The organism is Gallibacterium genomosp. 2, assembly GCF_000771895.1.
Classification (GTDB): domain Bacteria; phylum Pseudomonadota; class Gammaproteobacteria; order Enterobacterales; family Pasteurellaceae; genus Gallibacterium.
Genome location: NZ_JPXY01000024.1, coordinates 121,493 through 142,330 on the forward strand (window position 1 = coordinate 121,493; position 20,838 = coordinate 142,330).

The window sequence follows — 20,838 nt, forward strand, 5'->3', positions numbered from 1 at the left end:
ATTAGGAAAAAAGATGAAATTTACCGATCTTTTTATTAAACGCCCGGTGCTTGCCATTTCGATTAGCTTGTTGATTGTCATTCTGGGACTACAAGCAATATCAAAACTGGCTGTTCGGGAATATCCAAAACTCGTTACTACTGTAATTAATATTACAACAGCTTATCCAGGAGCAGATGCAGAACTTGTCGAAGCCTTTATTACTTCAAAAATTGAAGAGGCAGTAGCACAGGCGGATAATATTGACTATATGTCATCCTCCAGCGCTCAGGGTTCATCTAGCATTACAGTGAAAATGAAGTTAAATGCTGATCCAAACGGTGCATTAGCTGATGTATTGGCAAAAGTAAACTCCGTTCGTTCACAACTGCCTTCGGACATTGAAGACCCGACCATTACCTCTTCTACTGGTGGTTCCGGTATTATGTATATCGGCTTCACCTCGAAAGAACTAAATTCTAGTCAGGTAACTGACTATATTGAACGTGTTGTAAAACCTCAATTTTTTACTGTACCCGGTGTGGCAAAAGTAGAAGTTTTCGGTGGTGCTTCTTATGCCTTACGCATTTGGTTACAACCTGAAAAAATGGCTGCACTTGGTTTATCTGCCAGCGATGTAATGGGAGCATTATCACAAAATAACGTGCAAACAGCAGCCGGCAGTGCCAATAGTTATTATGTAACTTATAAAAACAAAGTTGATACTACCACAAAATCTGCCGATGAATTACGCAACTTAGTGTTATTTTCTAAAAATGGCAATATCGTAAAACTTGGCGATATTGCTAAAGTTGATATGGATAAAGAAAGTGATAATGCTCGTGCAGCTGCAAATGGTGAAAATGCTGTTGTTTTGGGCATTGATCCTGCCGCTGATGCTAATCCATTAACTGTGGTAAAAAACATTTATCCGCTTTATAACTCTATTAAAGAAAGCCTGCCGAACAGTATCGAAAGTCGTGTACTTTACGATAAAACCATTGCTATTAATGACTCCATCAATGAAGTTATTCATACGATCTTTGAAGCCACTGTCATCGTGCTTGTTGTGATTACAATGTTCTTAGGTTCTTTCCGAGCTATGATTATTCCTGTAGTAACTATTCCGATTTCACTTATCGGGGTAATTATGTTGCTACAATTATTTGATTTCTCGATTAACCTAATGACGCTATTGGCATTGATCCTCGCTATTGGTCTTGTTGTAGATGATGCAATTGTAGTATTGGAAAATGTTGACCGACATATCAAAGAAGGCGAGACACCATTCCGTGCAGCTATTATTGGTACGCGCGAAATTGCAACTCCGGTTATCTCAATGACTATCGCCCTTTGTGCAGTATATTCACCAATGGCGTTGATGGGAGGTATTACAGGCACACTATTTAAAGAGTTCGCCTTAACCCTTGCTGGAGCAGTATTTATTTCTGGTATTATTGCATTAACGCTGTCACCAATGATGTGCGGTAATATCCTCAAAGCACATACCAACCCGACCAAACTAGAAATGCGAGTTGAACGTACTTTAAATAAAATTACCGATCTCTACCAACATATGTTGGCATTAATGTTAGATAGTAGAAAATTGGTAATTTTCTTCGCCGTGTTAATCTTCGCCAGCTTGCCAGTATTAATGAGCAACCTTTCTAGTGAATTAACACCTAACGAAGACAAAGGTGCAATTTTAGCGTTAGGTACAGCACCATCTAATGCAAATATCGATTATGTACAAGACGCAATGAAACAGTATGAGAAAATTCTTTCAGAAACCCCTGAAGTTCAATTCTCAATGGTTATTTCAGGCGTACCAAGTACTAACCGCTCATTGGCTATTGCAAGTTTAACTAACTGGAGTGATCGAAATCGTAGTCAAACTGAAATTTCTAATGAAATTAACCAAAAAGCAAAAGCTATCCCTGAAATCAGTGTAAACGGCTTCTCTTTCCCAGAAATTGAAACCGGTGAACAAGGGCCTCCGGTTAGTTTCGTAATCACTTCAGCAGATGATATACATAAGCTCGCTTTAGTGGCCGAAAATGTGTTACAAGCAGCAAAAAAATCAGGCAAATTTATTTATAACAGCCTTGATTTAAAATTCGATACTCCGCAAATGCACATTACTATCGATAAAGAAAAAGCAGGTACTTATGGTATCAGTATGCAACAGATCAGCAAACTATTAGGAAGCTATCTCGCCGGCGGAACAATCACTCGTGTCGGTATCGACGGACGTTCCTATAAAATCATTTCTGAAGTGCCGCGTGCTGACCGTTTAAATCCTGAAGATTTAAATAACTATTTTGTTACCGCAGCAAACGGTGATTCTGTTCCTCTCAGCAACTTAATTAAAATGGAAATTAACTCTGAACCGCTTTCTTTAAGCCGTTTCAATCAGTTAAGTTCTGCGGTTATCAGTGCCATTCCAATGCCGACCAGCTCTGTTGGTGATGCGGTAGAGTGGTTTGAAGGAGAAGGAGCATCATTGTTGCCAAGTAATTACAGCTATGACTTCAAAGGCGAAACTCGTCAATTCGTACAAGAGGGTAATGCGCTTGCAGTTACTTTCGTACTGGCAGTATTGATTATATTCTTAGTACTTTCAATTCAATTTGAATCAATGCGTGATCCATTGGTAATTATGATCTCTGTGCCGTTGGCAATCAGTGGTGCTTTGCTGATGTTAAATATTCTGTCGTTGTTCGGCATTGCCGGTACTACACTCAATATTTACTCAGAAGTCGGCTTAATTACATTAGTCGGTCTAATCACTAAACACGGAATCTTGATGTGTGAAGTAGCAAAAGAACAACAATTACTTTTCGGAAAAGATCGTATCGAGGCTATTAGCTATGCGGCAAAAGTACGGTTACGTCCAATCCTAATGACTACAGCTGCGATGATTGCAGGTTTAATTCCTTTGCTTTACGCAAGCGGTGCTGGTGCAGTATCCCGATTTAGTATTGGTATTGTGATCGTATCTGGCTTAGCTATCGGCACATTGTTTACCTTATTTGTATTACCGGTCATTTATACCTTGGTAGCAAGTAAACACAAGCCGTTGCCAGTCTTTGAAGAAAGCGCTTCTTAATTATCCCCTTTAATAAAATAAAAGGTCTGGAGCATTATCCAGACCTTTATCAATAATCTAAAAACAAAAAAGGAACATTTTCATTTAAGATTCAACAACAATTAGAATTGATAGCCAATAGAAGTTGATGTACTAAGATCTTTATTACTGCCATTCATTCCTGTTGCAAAACTAAATTTTGCTTTCCAACGCCCATCATTACTCAATTTTGATATACCTATCGCAATAGCACTACGATCACGATAAGTTCCTAAACCGACAGCAATCATACTTTTTCCATCTTTAGTCGCCGAAACTAAACCAGCCATTGCATTGCTAGCTGCAATCCCACTAGCAAGACGATCATCTAATGATTTTATATCGCGATGTAATTGATTAATTTGCTTATCCAAATTTAATTTTCTGCTTTCAAGTTGTTGAATACGATCTTCATGATTTTCTATTACAGTTCTATTCGCATTTATCGCATTAGTATTGTTGGTTATAGCAATTCTATTCGTATTTATCGTATTAGTATTATTGGTTATAGCAGTTTTATTCGCATTTATCGCATTAGTGTTTTTGGTTATAGCTTTGTTGTTCTCCGTTATCGCATTAGTGTTTTTGGTTATAGCTTTGTTGTTCTCCTCTATCGCCTTTTCTATGACACCAAATATTGTTTCACTTTTTATAAATTCTTCTCTCTTATATGGATAATTTTCTTTTTCTTTTTCTTTTTCTTTTTCTTCATCTTCATCTTCATCTTCATATTCATCTTCATCTTCATATTCATCTTCATCTTCATATTCATCTTCATATTCATCTTCATCTCTTTCATAGACAAAATTCCTGTACCATACTGTATTGTACAAGAAGCTATCCTTATTTGGATTATGAAATTTCCTAGACACAGGATTAATTACTAAGGACTCAGAATCAATGCCAAGTATTTTGTCAATCACATTTAATCTCTCACAAGGAGCACATTCGAATACTTCAGGTGTTATACGACGTCCTTTATGATCTTTCTGCCCCTGAATTTCTGTGCCATTGGATTCGTACATAGCAAAAACATTAAAAGATATTGACAACATCAGTGGTAAATATATAAAAAATGATCTATCTAATTTAATTAACATAGATATTTCCCCTTATTTTAGTTTAGTTACTCACATTTTTTAGACTAACTTATTGCTTATCTTAAGCTTTAATTTCTAAGTTAATTCATAAAAAGACTTTTTGTTATAAGTATTCTACCTAGGGGGGGGGGGTAGAAATCAATCAGAAAAAATGATATTTGTGAGCCGCACTCTGTTTTTTTACCTTTTACCGCTCTGTATCGCAAAACACCTCCTTTAGAAGGGAGAGAATATCAAAAAAATCCTGCTCTCTCCCTGTTAAACAGCCCGATTTTTTGGTAAATTTACACCAATTTTTTTCACTGTAAAAACAACCCCAATTTAATTACTCAGATAAGCGGAAAATTATGTTTAAAAAAATTCGTGGTCTTTTTTCTAATGACCTCTCTATTGATTTAGGTACAGCTAATACTCTCATTTACGTTAAAGGTCAGGGCATTGTGCTTGATGAACCTTCTGTAGTGGCTATCCGTCAGGATCGTGTCGGCTCTTTAAAAAGTATTGCCGCTGTCGGTCACGAAGCAAAATTGATGATCGGTAGAACACCAAAAAGTATCAGTGCCATTCGCCCTATGAAAGATGGTGTGATTGCCGACTTCTTTGTAACTGAAAAAATGTTGCAATATTTCATTAAGCAAGTTCACCGTAATAACTTTATGCGTCCAAGCCCTCGTGTATTAGTGTGTGTTCCTGCCGGTGCAACTCAGGTAGAACGCCGTGCAATCAAAGAATCCGCCTATGGAGCCGGTGCTAGAGAAGTGCATTTAATCGAAGAACCAATGGCGGCAGCAATCGGTGCAAAATTACCAGTTTCCGAAGCAACAGGCTCAATGGTCATTGACATCGGCGGCGGTACAACTGAAGTTGCCGTGATTTCATTAAACGGTGTGGTTTATTCCTCTTCTGTTCGTATCGGTGGTGACCGGTTTGATGACTCGATTATCAATTATGTCCGCCGTACTTTCGGTTCATCTATCGGTGAAATCACCGCAGAAAAAATTAAGAAAGAACTTGCTACCGCTTACATTGCCGAAGGTGATGAAATTTTAGAAATGGAAGTGCAAGGTAATAATCTTGCAGAAGGTGCGCCAAGAACCTTTACGTTAAACACTCACGATGTATTAGAAGCTATACAACAACCGCTTGATGGTATTGTGCGTGCAGTACGCACTGCTCTTGAGCAATGTCCGCCGGAATTAGCTGCCGATATTTTTGAACGTGGAATGGTGCTTACCGGTGGTGGTGCATTAATGAAAAATATCGATATTCTATTGGCAAAAGAATCTGGTGTGCCAGTTATCGTAGCAGATGATCCATTAACTTGCGTTGCTCGCGGTGGCGGTGAAGCATTAGAAATGATCGATAAACTCGGCGGTGATATTTTCAGCGATGATTAAGTTTTAAATCATTATTTTAGCGTAGCTTAGCCATAAGCTACGCTATTTTTAGATTTACAGTATGAAACCAATTTTTTCAAAATCCCCTTCTCTCGGTGTCCGATTAGTTTTTGCAACCATATTATCGGTTATTTTAATGTTTTCCGATGGGCAAACCCGTAATCTATTGCAACTCCGTAGTTTATTGGAAACAGCGGTGAGTTGGATCTATTATTTAGCCAATACGCCACGTTCTTTATTGGACGGCGTTTCTGATAATTTGGTGGATACCAACACCTTGCAAATTGAAAATAAAGTATTAAAAGATCAACTGTTGGAAAAAAATGCCGATCTGTTATTGCTTGATCAATTAAAAGTAGAAAATCAGCGATTACGTTTATTATTAAATTCACCGTTACGCCACGATGAATATAAAAAAATTGCTGAAGTACTCACTGCGCAAACAGATCCTTATCGTCAGCAGGTAGTGATTAATCGTGGTGAAAAAGACGGCGCTTATGTCGGGCAACCGGTGATTGACGAAAAAGGGGTGGTCGGGCAAATTATCTCTGTCGGACAAAATACCAGTCGCATTTTGCTCATTTCCGATGTAACTCATTCCATTCCGCTACAAGTGCTACGTTCCGATATTCGTGTTATCGCCAGCGGTACCGGTCGTGCAGACGAATTGGTTTTAGATAATGTATCCCGTTCAGCCGACATTGAAAAAGGTGATTTATTAGTCACTTCCGGGTTGGGGCATCGTTTTCCGGAGGGCTATCCGGTTGCGATTGTTGAATCGGTATCCCGAGAAGGCAATAACTATTTTGCGACAGTGGTCGCCAAGCCGCTCGCCTCATTGGAGCGTTTACGTTACTTGTTACTATTGTGGCCGACCAACGAAGACATCAAACGTTTACACAATTCACCGAATCAAATTAAAGAGGTGGTTAAACAGCGTTTATCTTCATCTCAACAAAATAACGATGAAAACAAAAGCGGCAATGAAGAGAATGATCCGCCTTTAGAACAACGTCAGCCGACGCCCGCTAAAGAGAAAATAGAGGAAGAATAAAAGGAATCTTTATGAAAGCAAATGTGTTATTTCAATGGCTGATTATCGCCTTGACTTTCGTGATCGCTTTTGTCTTGGAAATTATGCCTTGGCCAGCGGAATTCAGAGGCTACCGTCCGGCGTGGGTGGTTTTGGTTTTGCTTTATTGGGTAATGGCAATTCCGAATCGAGTCAATATCGGCATTGCCTTTTTAATCGGCTTAGTTTGGGATCTCATTTTAGGCTCTATTTTAGGTATCCATACCTTAGTCTTATCCATTTTTGCTTACCTGATTGCTGTTAACTCTATGATTTTACGCAATCTCTCTTTGTGGCAACAAAGCCTATTGGTCATTCTCTTCGTCTTTCTGATTCGTTGTAGTATCTTCTTGTTGGCACTCTTTTTACACAGTGCCATATTTAATTCTCAAGAATTTATTGGCGCAGTTTTAAGTGGTATTTTATGGCCTTGGTTATTCCTGATCCTAAGAGGATTACGCCGTAAACTGGCACTACGTTAATCAGAGTTAGTTACCGGAGGCAACGCAGTGATAATAGCTTTCACCAGCGTTGCCAATGGAATAGCAAAAAACACCCCCCAAAAGCCCCACAAACCACCGAAAAAAATAACTGCGACAATAATCACCAACGGATGTAAATTTACGGCTTCCGAAAAAAGCAACGGCACTAATAAATTACCATCTAAAATTTGGGTGATCGTATAAACCAGCATTAAATAACCAAAAGTTGCTGACCAACCGAACTGAAATAGAGCTACCAACGCCAACGGAATGGTTACTAATACAGCTCCGATATAAGGCACTAGTACGGATAATCCAATCGCCACAGCTAATAACAAGGAATAATTCAGTTTGAAAATTAAGAATGTCACATAACTTACTGCGGTTACCACCACAATTTCAACAAACTTACCACGAATATAATTAGCAATCTGCTGTTTCATTTCATCCCAAACCTGATTCACTAATTGACGGTTTTTAGGGAGGAATCGACTCATACCAGAAATCAGATAATTTTTATCTTTCAATAAAAAAAACACCATTAATGGCACTAAAAAAGCATAAATCCCCAGTGTTACTAAACTGACAATAGAGATTAGTGAATAACGCAATGCTGATTCACCAAATCCTAAAATTTTCTCACGTGAACTATTAAAAACCGCATCAATCATTGCATAATCCACATATTCTGGATAATTTTCCGGCAAAGAAAGCACCCATTGATGTAGTTGATTACTCATTGTTGGCAAATCTTTCAACAAAGTCACGGTTTGATTCCACAAAGTCGGAATCATTACGATAAAGATAAAAAGCACTGCGGCAATAAAACCGCCTAACACCAATGCTAAAGATAATAAATGTGGAAATTTAAATCTTGTTGTTAGATACTGAATTGGTAATTCCAATAGGTATGCCAACACAATCGCAATTAATAACGGTGTAAAAAGATCACTAAAAAAATAAAACCCTAAACAAACTATCAATAAAAGACTGAACAATCCCACCGCTTGAGGGTCACTAAAACGACGTCTATACCACTCTTTAAATACAGCAAACATACCCTACTCCTTAATCAAAAACTGTTAGATTATAAGCAAGTTATTTACTTGAATAAAGGGAGAAACTATACTATGCACACCTTTTTTATTGGCTATACAAGGAAGCAAAAATGAGTAAAGCAGCAGAAAATCAAACTTACCCACTCTACCAAAACAGCTGGGTGGTACGCCAGAGCGATCCGGGTGAAGAAGGGGCGAGAAATCATTTATTTGAGACCGTTTATATACAACTGGATGCACACTATAACGGCACCGCACTTAGCTTTCACTTTAGCCGTAAAGTAGAAGACAAAGTTGAATTTTCTCAACAGTTTGATGATTTAGAAACACTGTTTAAATTCTTAGGAGAATCACTCGATCCGGTTTCTTTAGGTTTGCTAGGAGTAAAAATCGGCGAATTAAATGCCCAATTAGGCAAATAATTTATAAATGGAGTTGCTCTTTAACGAACGGAATAGTTAATTTGCGTTGTGCCTGTAACGAAGCCTTATCTAACTTCTCAAGCACAGAAAAAAGGTAGGTTAAATCACGATCCAAACGGTTCAGTAAAAATTTCGCCACTTCATCAGGCAATTCCAGTCCCTGTTTACGAGCCGCCTGTTGTAAAACAGCGGCTTTTTTATCATCCGAAAGTTCTGCCAACTGATAAGTTTCTCCCCAACTTAAACGAGAACGCAAATCGGGCAATTTAATCGGTAACTGTTGTGGCGCTTGATCCGCACTCATTAATAACAATGTTTTTCCTGTTTCTTTAATACGATTAAACAGATCAAAAATTGCCACTTCCCATTCATCATTTCCAGCAATCGCTGCTAAATCATCAAGACAGACCAAATCCAGCTCTTCCAATTCTTCTAAAATTTCCGGTGAAAAATAGTGGGTTTTGGTCAAAGGGATATAAATTGCGCTACGTTCTTGTTGCAAGAACAAATTATTAGCTGCTTTCAATACGTGGGTTTTACCGCTACTCTTCATTCCCCAAATATAGAAAAAATTTTGTTGCAGATGGGAAAAATTCTCAAACAGCGAATTACATAACAACTGATTGCTATCCGCATCAAAATTATCAAATGTTTCAGGATCAAATTCGTAAATCGGTAAAGTGTATTGATATTGCAAACAAATACCTAAATAGCCAGCAAAAAATTGGTTATAAGAATAAAGAAAAAAGACGGCTTGAGCAAGTATTCAAGCCGTCCGTTTTAATAATTTAGAAATTAATTTTCTGTTTTTTGTGCTTTCGGCAAAATTAAGTTTAATAAAATCGCCACAATCGCACAAAGGCTAATTCCTTTTAATGATACTTCACCGAAATTCACAAACATTCCGCCAATACCGAATGTCATTACCACAGAAATAATACAAAGATTGCGAGATTCAGTAACGTCCACTTTACCTCGGATCAAAGTACTCATACCAACCACAGCAATCGAACCGAATACCAACATCATAATTCCCCCCATTACAATAGTTGGAATAGTGGATAAAAATGCACCAACTTTACCACAAAACGAAATTGCAATTGCCCAAACTGCTGCCCACGTCATAATGGTTGGATTGAAATTTTTCGTCAACATTACTGCTCCAGTAACTTCTGCATAAGTGGTATTCGGTGGCCCACCTAAAAACGATGCCACTGAAGTTGCTACACCATCACCAAGCAATGTACGATGTAGTCCCGGTTTTTGTAAGAAGTCTTTTCCGGTTACCGAACTGATCGCCATAATTCCGCCAACGTGTTCAACCGCCGGAGCAATCGCAATCGGTAGCAAATAAAGAATCGCTTCCAACTTAAATTCCGGAGTCGTAATTGTTGGCAAACTGAACCAAGGCGCATCATAAACCGGTTGCAAGTTAATTAAGCCCATAAAAGCACAAACAATATAACCGGCGGCAATACCGAACATAATCGGAATTAATTTCATAATACCTTTAGCAAAAACCGCCACGCATAAGGTTGTCAGCAACGTGATCATTGACACCAAAATCGCCTGATCATAGCTGTAATTACTGTTCTTACCCAATGCCATATCCACAGCAACCGGTGCCAGCCCCATCCCGATAATAATAATCACCGGACCGACCACAATCGGTGGGAAGACCTTCTGCAACGCTTCCACACCTTTCACTTTAACCAATGCACTTAATGCAACATAAACTAACCCTGCACAAGTCAAACCACCGAGTGTAACAGGCAAGCCCCAAGTGGCAATACCGTATTGAATCGGCGCAATAAAGGCAAAAGACGATGCTAAGAAAATCGGCACTTGGCGTTTGGTACATAATTGAAACAACAACGTACCGACACCGGCGGTCAATAATGCGGTATTACTGTCCAAACCGGTAATCAACGGCACCAACACCAATGCACCGAAAGCAACGAACAACATTTGCAGACCGACAAACGCCTGCTTCACTTTGCTTTCAGCAATTTGAGATTGAGTATCTTGACTCATAAAATAGTTTCACCTCTCTGGATAAATTAACTAAAAAAAAGATATTCAATACTACTTAGTACCGAATATCTTATCGCCGGCATCCCCTAAACCAGGAATGATATAACCGTTTTCATTCAAATGATCATCAATGGATGCGGTATAAAGTTCTACATCCGGATGTGCATTCTGTAACGCACGAATACCTTCTGGTGCTGCTACTAACACCAATACTTTAATTTTTGGACATTGTGCTTTTTTCAATAAATCAATAGTTGCAATCATTGACCCACCAGTTGCCAGCATTGGATCGACAATAATCGCCAAACGCTCCTCCATATCTGGAGCCAATTTTTGGAAATAAGGCACTGGTTCTAAAGTTTCTTCATTACGATACATTCCAACAACACTGATTCTCGCACTTGGAATATGTTCTAAAACGCCTTCCATCATTCCAAGACCGGCACGTAAAATCGGTACAACAGTCACTTTCTTGCCTTTAATACGATCCACTTGCACCGGACCACACCAACCTTCAATCGTTACCACTTCAGTTTCTAAATCAGCGGTTGCTTCATAAGTTAATAAACTACCCACTTCTGTTGCCAATTCACGAAATTGTTTAGTACTGACATCAGCCGCTCGCATTAAGCCGAGTTTATGCTTTACAAGCGGATGTTTCACTTCAACGATCTTCATTTTGCTGTCCTCTAAAAATTTAAAAAAATCGCACGATTTTATACTTTCACACCGAAAATAGCCAGCGAATAACGGAAAAATATGATAATAACCTAATCTACCTCAAAATATTTCTCCGTTTTCCCCTTGATCAATATCGCAAACGATTGCGTAATCGTGGTACAATCTGCGCCCGAAATCATCTATAAACCCTGCAAAGGAGCAAAAGTGGACAAACAAACTTTAAGTTACAAAGATGCTGGTGTCGATATTAATGCCGGTAATGAATTAGTTGATCGTATCAAACATCACGTCAAACGCACACGTCGTCCTGAGGTGATTGGCGGATTAGGCGGTTTTGGCGCATTGTGTGCTATTCCGAGCAAATATAAAGAGCCGATTTTGGTGTCCGGAACAGACGGTGTCGGCACAAAATTACGTTTAGCGATTGATCTGCACAAACATAATTCTATTGGTATTGACTTGGTTGCTATGTGTGTCAATGACTTAATTGTTCAAGGCGCTGAGCCGCTTTTTTTCCTTGATTACTATGCCACTGGCAAATTGGATGTTGATATTGCTAGTGATGTGATCAAAGGTATTGCGGATGGTTGTGAACAATCCGGATGTGCATTAATTGGTGGTGAAACTGCTGAAATGCCGGGAATGTATCACGCTAATGATTATGACCTTGCCGGTTTCTGTGTCGGTGTAGTAGAAAAAAATAAAATTATTGATGGCAGCGAAGTTCGTGTCGGTGATGCATTAATTGCATTAGCCTCTTCCGGTCCGCACTCCAACGGTTATTCCTTGATTCGTAAAATTCTTGAAGTCGCAAAAGTGTCCGCTGCCGAAACACTTTTAGAAGGAAAACCGTTAGCGGAACATCTGCTCGCACCGACCAAAATTTATGTGAAATCCATTTTACAATTAATTAAACGTGTGGATGTGCACGCCATTGCCCACTTGACCGGCGGCGGCTTCTGGGAAAACATTCCGCGCGTTTTGCCGGATCACGTTCGTGCCGTAATTAATGAACAGAGCTGGCAATGGCCGGCAATCTTCAAATGGCTACAACAAAACGGCAATGTGGATACTCACGAAATGTATCGCACCTTCAACTGTGGTGTCGGAATGGTGATTGCTTTGCCACAGGAAGATGTTGAAACTGCGCTTGCTCTGCTCGCACAAACCGGCGAAAAAGTGTGGGTTATCGGGCAAATTGAACACCTTGATGAACAAGACAAAAAACAGGTAATTATCCGCTAATGTCATCAAATAAAAAAAGAATTGCCGTTCTGATTTCAGGCGAAGGACAAACATTACAGGCGATTATCAACGCCTGTAATGCCGGTAGACTTAATGCCGATATTGTTACCGTAATCAGCAATAAAGCGGATGTTTATGGTCTGCAACGTGCTAAAAACGCCAATATCCCGACGCATACTTTTTTACGTAAATCTTATGCTGATAATCAACAAATGGATATGGCGATTGCCGATATTTTAGAACAATATCAAGTTGATCTGATTGTGCTTGCCGGTTATATGAAAATTTTAACTGCCACTTTCACACAACGTTTTGAAGGAAAAATTCTCAATATTCATCCTTCTCTGTTGCCTAAATATCCCGGCTTACACACCTATCAACGTGCATTGGAAAATCACGACAGTGAACACGGTTTCAGTATTCATTTTGTCAATGAAGAGATGGACGGCGGGCAGGTAGTATTTCAGTGCAAAGTGCCGATTTTGGCGACAGATGATGAAGATTCGCTCTGCAATCGAGTCAAACAGTATGAACAGCGTTATTATCCGCAAGTGATTTCTTGGTTTGTCGATGGTCGTCTTAGCTATCACTCCGAAGCCTATTTTGACGACAAACCGCTGACTTCGCCGATTGTTGAATATCAGAAATAACCTATTTAGATTTAAAGCATACACTATCAGATCAAGTGTATGCTTTTTTCTCCTTACCCCTTTTTGCTCAAATGTTTACGCATTCTTAGGTTGATCATTTCAACACAAACCGAAAAACCCATAGCGAAATAAATATAACCTTTCGGAATATGGAACGACAAACCTTCGCCAATTAAAGAAACACCGATCAAAATTAAGAACGACAATGCCAAAATTTTTAATGTCGGATGTTCTTCTACAAAATCTCCTATCGGTTTTGCCGCAATCATCATCACACCAACCGCCAAAATAATCGCTAAAATCATCACTTCAACATCATTAGCCATTCCCACCGCAGTAATCACTGAATCGAGTGAAAACACAATATCAAGCAATGCAATCTGGATTAAAACACCAATAAAATTCACTGTTTTCACTGGTTTTTCTTCTGTACTGGCACTCTCTTCCATATTATGATGAATTTCCAAAGTACTTTTTACCAATAGGAACAAACCACCAATCAATAAAATCAAATCTCGTCCAGAAATTGCATACCCCATCACGGAAAAAAGCGGTTCGGTTAAACGCATAATCCACGCTAATGAAAGCAATAACAAAATACGTGTTCCCATCGCCAAACCTAACCCTAAAACTCGTCCGGATTGGCGCTGATGTACAGGCAAACGCCCCACCAAAATACTGATAAAAATAATGTTATCAATACCCAATACAATTTCTAACGCCGTTAAGGTAAAAAGAGCAACCCACGCTTCCGGGCTACTGATCCACTCCAACATAAATGCTCCAAATTAAAAGTTAATCAAACTCTCGCCACCTATTTCACTGCGACAAGAGGGCGATACTATAAAAGTTAACGATGTGAAAGGGAATAGCTTCTATTTTGAAAATTACGCAAAATATTGGCAGTAAAATTTTTTCGCAAATAAAAACCTAATGGCAACGCATCAATAATCTGTCCCTGTTGTCCGATAGCTTTAGTAATCGCTCGATTATTATTACCTTTCGGACGCAACTGCATTACCTCCCCTATACGCGCATTGATTTTCTTTACATCTCCTAACACAATTAAATCCATTAACTCCTCCCAATCCTGTTTTAACTGCTCCTCTTCTTCTGCACTCGGCTGCCATAAAATCGGCTGTCCAACACGACGCTGAGCCAATGGAATCCCTCGTTCACCCTCAACTGGGATCCACAACACTTTTGACAATTTATAACGCACGTGCGAACACTCCCACACAATGCCATTATTATCTATCAACGGTGCCAAACTTACGAAAGTCGTTTCTAACGGCTCCCCAAAACGATTAATCGGCACAGTCTTCAATTCAATACCGAGATGGGCAAAATCCTGTTCCGGCTTACTGCCAGCAGATGCACCCAAAGCACACTCTATTAAATTACCTACCCAACCTTTATCTCGTTTTAAATCTTGTGGTACGACAATATGTAATTGCTCGGCAATATCAACAAATGTTCTGCCAGCAAGCTGATAAGCTCGTTGCATTAATTGTGATTCCGTAAGTGGGGCGTTCAAGATGACTCCTTAATATTTGATTAAAAAATAAACTCGAGTTTTCCAATTTACTATTTTTTAGGCAATTATTTTTAAGCTAATGATTTATCAGTAAATTTATTTTTCACACTGTTTAAAAAAACAACGCTAATTTAATTATACGCATAATTCCTGCCATTCAATCACAATTTTATCCACAGTTTCTCTGAATAACTCACAATATGGATAAAAAAACAGTATTGATTTTTTTAAATTTAACAGCTTTTTAAAACTTTTATGACCCAAAGATTAATCTTTTGGAAATAGCAATGTGTGATTTTATAAAAAATTAGACAAAATCTCAAAAACTGTCATAGTTAAAATTTTATTTAAAATCAATTAGAAAAAATATACATCCACCACATTTCACAAATTTATCTAAATTTTTCCACAAAGTTATCCACAGAAGTAAGATTTATAACCACTAAATGGAAAGTTATACCCAAGTAAGTGAACAAAATTTCTATTGTTATACAATTTAATGCAAACAGATGATTTAACGCAAAAAAGCAGTAATTAACGCTGCCTGACATTTACAACAAATTCAGTTAAAATTAAAAAATTTTTGAAGATACTATAATTATAAAGGCAGGTAAAATGTCAGCAGTTGGAAGAATCCATTCTTTTGAGTCATGCGGTACGGTTGATGGCCCTGGAATTCGTTTTATTTTATTCACTCAGGGCTGTTTAATGCGCTGTAAATATTGCCATAATCGTGACACGTGGGATTTGCATAGCGGTAAGGAAATTACCGTTGAAGAGTTAATGAAAGAGGTGGTGACTTATCGCCACTTTATGAATGCCTCCGGCGGTGGTGTTACCGCTTCCGGCGGTGAATCTATTTTGCAACCAGAATTTATTCGTGACTGGTTTCGTGCTTGCAAAAAAGAGGGTATCCACACTTGCTTAGATACCAACGGTTTTGTGCGTCATTATGATCAGGTGATCGATGAATTGCTCGATGTAACCGACCTTGTTCTGCTTGATTTAAAACAGCTTGATGACAGCATTCATCAGGATTTAATCGGCGTTTCCAATAAACGCACGTTGGAATTTGCTAAATATCTGCAAAAACGTAACCAAAAAACTTGGATTCGTTATGTGGTCGTGCCGGGTTACACCGATGATGAACACTCGGTGCAGTTATTGGGCGAATTTATTAAAGATATGAAGAATATCGAAAAAGTCGAACTGCTCCCTTATCACCAGTTGGGTAAACATAAATGGGAAACGCTCGGCTTAAAATATGAATTGGAAGATGTTAAGCCGCCAACAAAAGAGTCATTGGAAAAAATTAAGGCTCAGTTGGAACAATTCGGCTTAACCGTAAAATATTAAATTAATTTACCGAAGGAGGTAACAATGGCGGTTTTGGTTACAGGCGGTGCCGGTTATATCGGCTCGCACACTGTTGTCGAACTACTCAATGCCAATCGTGAAGTGGTGGTGTTGGATAACCTTTCCAACGCCTCAGCTAAATCTTTGGATCGTGTTAAACAGATCACCGGCAAAGCGGTAACATTTTATCAAGGCGATGTGTTGGATCGTGCCTTATTAAAACGCATTTTTGCCGACCATAAAATTGAATCCGTGATCCATTTTGCCGGCTTAAAAGCGGTAGGCGAAAGCGTGGTCAAACCGATTGAGTATTATCGTAATAATGTTGAAGGCTCGTTGACGCTGCTTGATGAAATGCGTCAAGCCGGTGTTTTCAATTTTGTATTCAGTTCCTCAGCCACTGTTTATGGTGATCCGGAAATTATCCCTATTACAGAACAATGCAATGTTGGAGGCACAACCAATCCTTACGGCACATCAAAATTTATGGTGGAACGTATCATTATGGATGTAGTGAAAGCTATTCCACAATTCAGTATGACCATCTTGCGTTATTTCAATCCGGTCGGTGCGCACGAAAGTGGTTTAATCGGTGAAGATCCTAATGGTATTCCAAATAATCTTTTGCCGTATATCAGCCAAGTGGCAATTGGTAAATTACAACAACTTTCCGTCTTTGGTAGTGACTATCCAACCCACGATGGCACTGGTGTGCGTGATTATATTCACGTGGTTGATTTAGCAGTCGGGCATCTTAAGGCACTGAATCGTCACGAAAATGATGCTGGTCTGCATATATATAATTTAGGTACAGGAACCGGTTATTCCGTATTAGATATGGTACACGCCTTTGAAAAGGTAAATAATATTAAGATCCCATATCGTCTAACTGACCGCCGTCCAGGCGATATTGCCGTTTGCTATTCTGATCCATCATTAGCATTAAAAGAACTTGGTTGGAAAACTGAGCGTGATTTGGAACAAATGATGCGTGACACTTGGAATTGGCAAAAAAATAATCCGAACGGATATAAAGAGTAATCAGGAACAATTTATGCCGGTAAATACTTCCGTTTCTAAGCAAATTTTTAGTCGTAATATGCTAATTTGCGTATTTACCGGTTTTAGCTCTGGTTTACCGCTCTATATTTTAGTCAGCCTGATTCCCTATTGGCTGCGTAGCGAACAGATTGATCTGAAGACTATCGGTCTGTTCACCTTAATTAACTTACCCTATACTTGGAAATTTCTTTGGTCTCCACTGCTGGATCGATATGCTTTACCGCTATTAGGTCGGAGACGTGGTTGGATTTTTCTATTTCAATTACTGTTACTAATTACTCTACTGGAATTTTCTTGTCTAACCCCTCAACAAGATTTAAAAACAATCGCTATCCTTTCCATCATTGTGGCTTTCTTCTCCGCTACACAAGATATTGTACTAGATGCCTATCGGCGTGAAATTTTAAGCGATAATGAATTAGGTTTAGGCAATTCTATCCACGTTAATGCCTATCGTCTTGCCGGATTGGTGCCAGCTTCACTTTCTATTTTTTTAAGTGCTTATTACAGCTGGAATAGTGTCTTCATCATCACTGCATTCTTTATGTTTCCCGGTTTACTAGCAACGCTTTTTATCGCACAAGAACCGTTACTAAAAGCAACACCACCAAAAACGTTAAAACAGACTGTCATTGAGCCTTTTACCGAATTTTACCAACGCAAAGGAGCAAAACAGCTGATTTTAGTCTTGTCGTTTATGTGTCTATATAAACTCGGCGACACTATGGCAACTGCACTATTGACTCCTTTTTATATTGATATGGGATACAGTAGTTTGGATATTGCTTTAATCGCTAAAAACGCCGGTTTATGGCCAATGTTGATCGCAAGCATTGTAGGTGGGATTTTAATGTTAAAAATTGGCATTAATAAAGCATTATGGTGGTTCGGACTAGTTCAAATTATAACTATTTTAGGATTCGCTTGGTTGGCACATTTTGGACAATTCCAACAAATCGGACATTTTGAATTACTTGCGTTAGCTTTGGTAGTCGGTGGCGAATATATTGGCATCGGCTTAGGTACTGCTGCTTTTGTTGCCTTTATGGCAAGAGAAACCAACCCTCTTTATACTGTCACTCAATTGGCGTTATTCACCAGTTTGGCAGCACTGCCTCGTACATTATTAGGTTCAAGTGCTGGTTGGCTGATTGAGCAATTAGGTTATTATCATTTTTATCTACTCTGTTTCGTGTTGGCGATTCCAGGGATGTTATGCTTGCTTTGGGTTGCTCCTTACAAAGCAACAACAACTGAGCAATAAATTTTTAATTTAGCTTGTGTTTACTACCACATACAGGTAAGGTATTCATATTTTTGACAACAAGAGGTATCTATGAAAATTATTCTTTTAGGCGCACCGGGCGCAGGCAAAGGCACACAAGCCCAATTTATTATGAATAAATACGGTATTCCACAAATATCAACCGGAGATATGTTGCGTGCCGCAATTAAAGCAGGCTCTGATTTAGGTAAACAGGCGAAGGTCTTAATGGATGCTGGTAAATTAGTGCCGGATGATTTAATCATCGCCTTAGTTAAAGATCGTGTAGCACAGCCTGATTGTGCTAAAGGTTTCCTATTAGACGGTTTTCCACGCACTATTCCACAAGCAGATGCTTTAAAATCAGCCGGCATTACTATTGATTTTGTATTGGAATTTGACGTTCCAGACGAAGTGATCGTTGAACGTATGAGCGGTCGTCGTGTACATCAGCCGTCAGGACGCAGTTACCATATTGTTTACAATCCACCAAAAGTAGAAGGTAAAGACGATATAACCGGTGAAGATTTAATTATCCGTGCTGATGATAAACCTGAAACCGTATTAGATCGTTTAAAAGTGTATCATTCAACTACTCAACCATTAGTTGATTATTATAAAAAAGAAGCGGATGCCGGCCAAACAGCTTATTTCCGTCTTGATGGTACATTAACCGTTGACACCGTCAGCGCAAAATTGGCAGAAATTTTAGGTTAATTCCCTTTCAATTAACGTTTCTCACGAAACATAAAATAATGGCAACGTGTGCTGATCAATTTCATCAGCACACTTTTTTTACTCACAATGAGCTAACTCCTCGTTGCTATATTAACCCGACAAGTGAGGTAAAAATGGAGGGATTTCTATCATCCATATCATTTTCTATCGGCGTGACTTTACCAAATATTTTAATGCTATTTTTAGGTATCTATCTGCGTCGTATCGGAATGATCAACGAACAATTCAGTCAACAGGGATCAAAATTAGTTTTCAACATCACCTTACCTGCACTGCTTTTCCTCAGCATTGTGCAACATCCGACCGATTATGCCGCACAGCTCAAAATGGTGTCTGTCGGTTATCTCGGCTGTATCATTATTTTCTTACTGTCTGAATTTTACGCCGCCAAATATATTGAAGATAAACGTGAACGCGGCACCTTTGTACAAGGCGTTTTCCGTGGTAATAGTGGCATTATCGGGTTATCACTCTGTGCCAATGCCTACGGTTCCGCCGGCATCGCCACCGCATCGGTTTATACGGCGGTCATCACCATTTTATACAATATTTTAGCTGTGATTACCCTAAGCCGTTCACTTGCTGCCAACGGCAAACCAAACCTTATGCACATCTTGCGCCAAATTGCGAAAAATCCATTGGTCATTTCGATTGTGTTGGCATTACTCATCAGCAAACTCGGTTTCACTATTCCTAAACCGCTGATCAGCACCGGCGATTATCTTTCCCGAATGACATTACCGTTGGCACTGCTCTGCACCGGCGCCAGCTTGGATTTAAAAGGAATGGATACCTCTTCAAAAATCGCTTTTCAATCCAGTATCGGGCGCATCTTTTTTGCACCGTTAGTGATGGTGGTTTTCGCACGAGTGTTTAATTTAGACAACATCAGTTTAGGCGTGATTTTCTTAATGAGCGCCACACCGGTTGCCGTCGCCAGTTACCCAATGGTGCGGAGTATGGGCGGCAATGCCAAAACCGCCGCTAATATTGTTGGCATCACCACCATTGGCGCGATTGTGAGTTCTGCCATTGGGATTGTGATTTTGAAGCAGTTGAATTGGATGTAATTTTTTGGTTTCGACCAAATGTAGATTTTATTTTTTACTTAATGATATTGATAGTGGTAAAAATGATAAAACAACTGCTCATATCGTTTATGAAACATCGGTGTAAAATTTAAAAACAGCGTAATAGAAAAGTATTATCGAAAAAAATCAAAGGCTTGAAAACGAAGTGTTCTAATCAGTATTTCACATATCTGATAATAAATAGTAAAAGTCACTATAAATTTGAGTAAAACACTGAATACGGATAAAGGTGAAAATATCTGTTATTGATTATGTTTGCTAATTGCTGAAAATTGGATAAAAAGATAATTTTACTCATCTTTTTAGCTGTTTATTTTCAAATGATTCTGCTTTAAGCAAAGTTACTTTCTGAAAAATCAAAAAATGACACCTTTCTAAAATGGCAAAAAATTCGCCATTAAGACATTTTTGTTGAAAGAAATTGTCGTAAATTTTGCTCTTTAGCTTATCAATTCATCAATTAAACTGAATTTCATAAAAAGAGGTTGACGAGATCTCTCAACGATATTATTATGCGCACCACAAATGCGGAGCGGTAGTTCA

Annotated in this window: 19 protein-coding genes; 12 read left to right on the forward strand and 7 right to left on the reverse strand. The window is 38.9% G+C overall.

The genetic code is table 11. From position 1 onward, the window contains the following. Nucleotides 1–13 precede the first annotated feature (13 nt). Nucleotides 14–3,088 (forward strand): efflux RND transporter permease subunit, encoded by a 3,075-nt coding sequence (locus tag P375_RS06000; protein WP_039135465.1) that lies wholly within the window; start codon nt 14–16, stop codon nt 3,086–3,088. A 101-nt stretch (nt 3,089–3,189) separates the two neighbouring features. Here P375_RS06000 and P375_RS12380 read toward each other — a convergent pair whose 3' ends face one another. After that, complete coding sequence (locus P375_RS12380; protein WP_039135467.1) at nt 3,190–4,206, reverse strand: YadA family autotransporter adhesin; 1,017 nt, start codon at nt 4,204–4,206, stop codon at nt 3,190–3,192. Between the two features lie 344 nt (nt 4,207–4,550). Between P375_RS12380 and P375_RS06010 the strand changes: the two genes are divergently transcribed. From P375_RS06010 to mreD, 3 genes are all read left to right on the forward strand, one after another. Continuing rightward, on the forward strand, nt 4,551–5,603 hold the full coding sequence (locus P375_RS06010; RefSeq protein ID WP_039087557.1) for a rod shape-determining protein: 1,053 nt from the start codon (nt 4,551–4,553) through the stop codon (nt 5,601–5,603). 61 nt (nt 5,604–5,664) lie between these two features. Beyond that, nucleotides 5,665–6,657: a rod shape-determining protein MreC gene (gene mreC / locus P375_RS06015; protein WP_039135470.1), complete on the forward strand. Its 993-nt coding sequence runs from the start codon at nt 5,665–5,667 to the stop codon at nt 6,655–6,657. 11 nt (nt 6,658–6,668) lie between these two features. After that, a complete protein-coding gene (gene mreD, locus P375_RS06020) occupies nt 6,669–7,157 on the forward strand; it encodes a rod shape-determining protein MreD (RefSeq protein ID WP_039135472.1) in 489 nt (162 codons plus the stop codon). On the opposite strand, the gene P375_RS06025 is transcribed toward mreD, so the two are convergent. Next, nucleotides 7,154–8,215, reverse strand: coding sequence for an AI-2E family transporter (locus tag P375_RS06025; RefSeq protein WP_039090159.1), 1,062 nt, complete (start codon nt 8,213–8,215; stop codon nt 7,154–7,156). The two genes, mreD and P375_RS06025, sit on opposite strands and share 4 nt — an antisense overlap. A gap of 110 nt (nt 8,216–8,325) precedes the next feature. Here P375_RS06025 and P375_RS06030 point away from each other — a divergent pair, with 110 nt between their 5' ends. After that, the gene (locus P375_RS06030; protein WP_039135477.1) at nt 8,326–8,637 is read left to right on the forward strand and encodes a DUF5377 family protein; all 312 of its coding nucleotides are present in this window, start codon (nt 8,326–8,328) and stop codon (nt 8,635–8,637) included. Between the two features lies 1 nt (nt 8,638). Here P375_RS06030 and hda read toward each other — a convergent pair whose 3' ends face one another. The 3 genes from hda to upp all read right to left on the reverse strand — a co-directional run bounded on the left by hda (nt 8,639) and on the right by upp (nt 11,349). Next, entirely contained in the window at nt 8,639–9,334 is a 696-nt protein-coding gene (gene hda, locus P375_RS06035; protein WP_432430743.1) for a DnaA inactivator Hda, read from the reverse strand. 98 nt (nt 9,335–9,432) lie between these two features. Next, nucleotides 9,433–10,671, reverse strand: coding sequence for a nucleobase:cation symporter-2 family protein (locus P375_RS06040; protein ID WP_039135481.1), 1,239 nt, complete (start codon nt 10,669–10,671; stop codon nt 9,433–9,435). Nucleotides 10,672–10,722: 51 nt separating this feature from the next. Continuing rightward, complete coding sequence (gene upp / locus P375_RS06045; protein ID WP_013745231.1) at nt 10,723–11,349, reverse strand: uracil phosphoribosyltransferase; 627 nt, start codon at nt 11,347–11,349, stop codon at nt 10,723–10,725. A gap of 207 nt (nt 11,350–11,556) precedes the next feature. Here upp and purM point away from each other — a divergent pair, with 207 nt between their 5' ends. Beyond that, complete coding sequence (purM, locus tag P375_RS06050) at nt 11,557–12,597, forward strand: phosphoribosylformylglycinamidine cyclo-ligase (protein WP_039135483.1); 1,041 nt, start codon at nt 11,557–11,559, stop codon at nt 12,595–12,597. Then, nucleotides 12,597–13,247: a phosphoribosylglycinamide formyltransferase gene (purN, locus tag P375_RS06055; protein ID WP_039135487.1), complete on the forward strand. Its 651-nt coding sequence runs from the start codon at nt 12,597–12,599 to the stop codon at nt 13,245–13,247. Before purM ends, purN begins: the two co-directional genes overlap by 1 nt. Nucleotides 13,248–13,300: 53 nt before the next feature. Here purN and P375_RS06060 read toward each other — a convergent pair whose 3' ends face one another. Then, nucleotides 13,301–14,023: a TerC family protein gene (locus tag P375_RS06060; protein WP_021460797.1), complete on the reverse strand. Its 723-nt coding sequence runs from the start codon at nt 14,021–14,023 to the stop codon at nt 13,301–13,303. A 74-nt stretch (nt 14,024–14,097) separates the two neighbouring features. Further along, nucleotides 14,098–14,784: a DNA mismatch repair endonuclease MutH gene (gene mutH, locus P375_RS06065; protein WP_039135489.1), complete on the reverse strand. Its 687-nt coding sequence runs from the start codon at nt 14,782–14,784 to the stop codon at nt 14,098–14,100. A 615-nt stretch (nt 14,785–15,399) separates the two neighbouring features. Here mutH and pflA point away from each other — a divergent pair. From pflA to P375_RS06090, 5 genes are all read left to right on the forward strand, one after another. Further along, complete coding sequence (gene pflA / locus P375_RS06070; protein ID WP_039135492.1) at nt 15,400–16,140, forward strand: pyruvate formate lyase 1-activating protein; 741 nt, start codon at nt 15,400–15,402, stop codon at nt 16,138–16,140. Between the two features lie 24 nt (nt 16,141–16,164). Then, nucleotides 16,165–17,181, forward strand: a complete 1,017-nt coding sequence (galE, locus tag P375_RS06075; protein WP_039135495.1) for a UDP-glucose 4-epimerase GalE — start codon at nt 16,165–16,167, stop codon at nt 17,179–17,181. 13 nt (nt 17,182–17,194) lie between these two features. After that, nucleotides 17,195–18,466, forward strand: a complete 1,272-nt coding sequence (locus P375_RS06080; protein ID WP_039135498.1) for an AmpG family muropeptide MFS transporter — start codon at nt 17,195–17,197, stop codon at nt 18,464–18,466. Nucleotides 18,467–18,538: 72 nt separating this feature from the next. Further along, nucleotides 18,539–19,183 carry an adenylate kinase gene (gene adk / locus P375_RS06085; RefSeq protein WP_039096858.1) on the forward strand — a complete coding sequence of 215 codons (645 nt, stop codon included), beginning with the start codon at nt 18,539–18,541 and terminating at the stop codon, nt 19,181–19,183. Between the two features lie 38 nt (nt 19,184–19,221). Continuing rightward, nucleotides 19,222–20,274: an AEC family transporter gene (locus P375_RS06090; RefSeq protein WP_245176430.1), complete on the forward strand. Its 1,053-nt coding sequence runs from the start codon at nt 19,222–19,224 to the stop codon at nt 20,272–20,274. Nucleotides 20,275–20,838 lie beyond the last annotated feature (564 nt).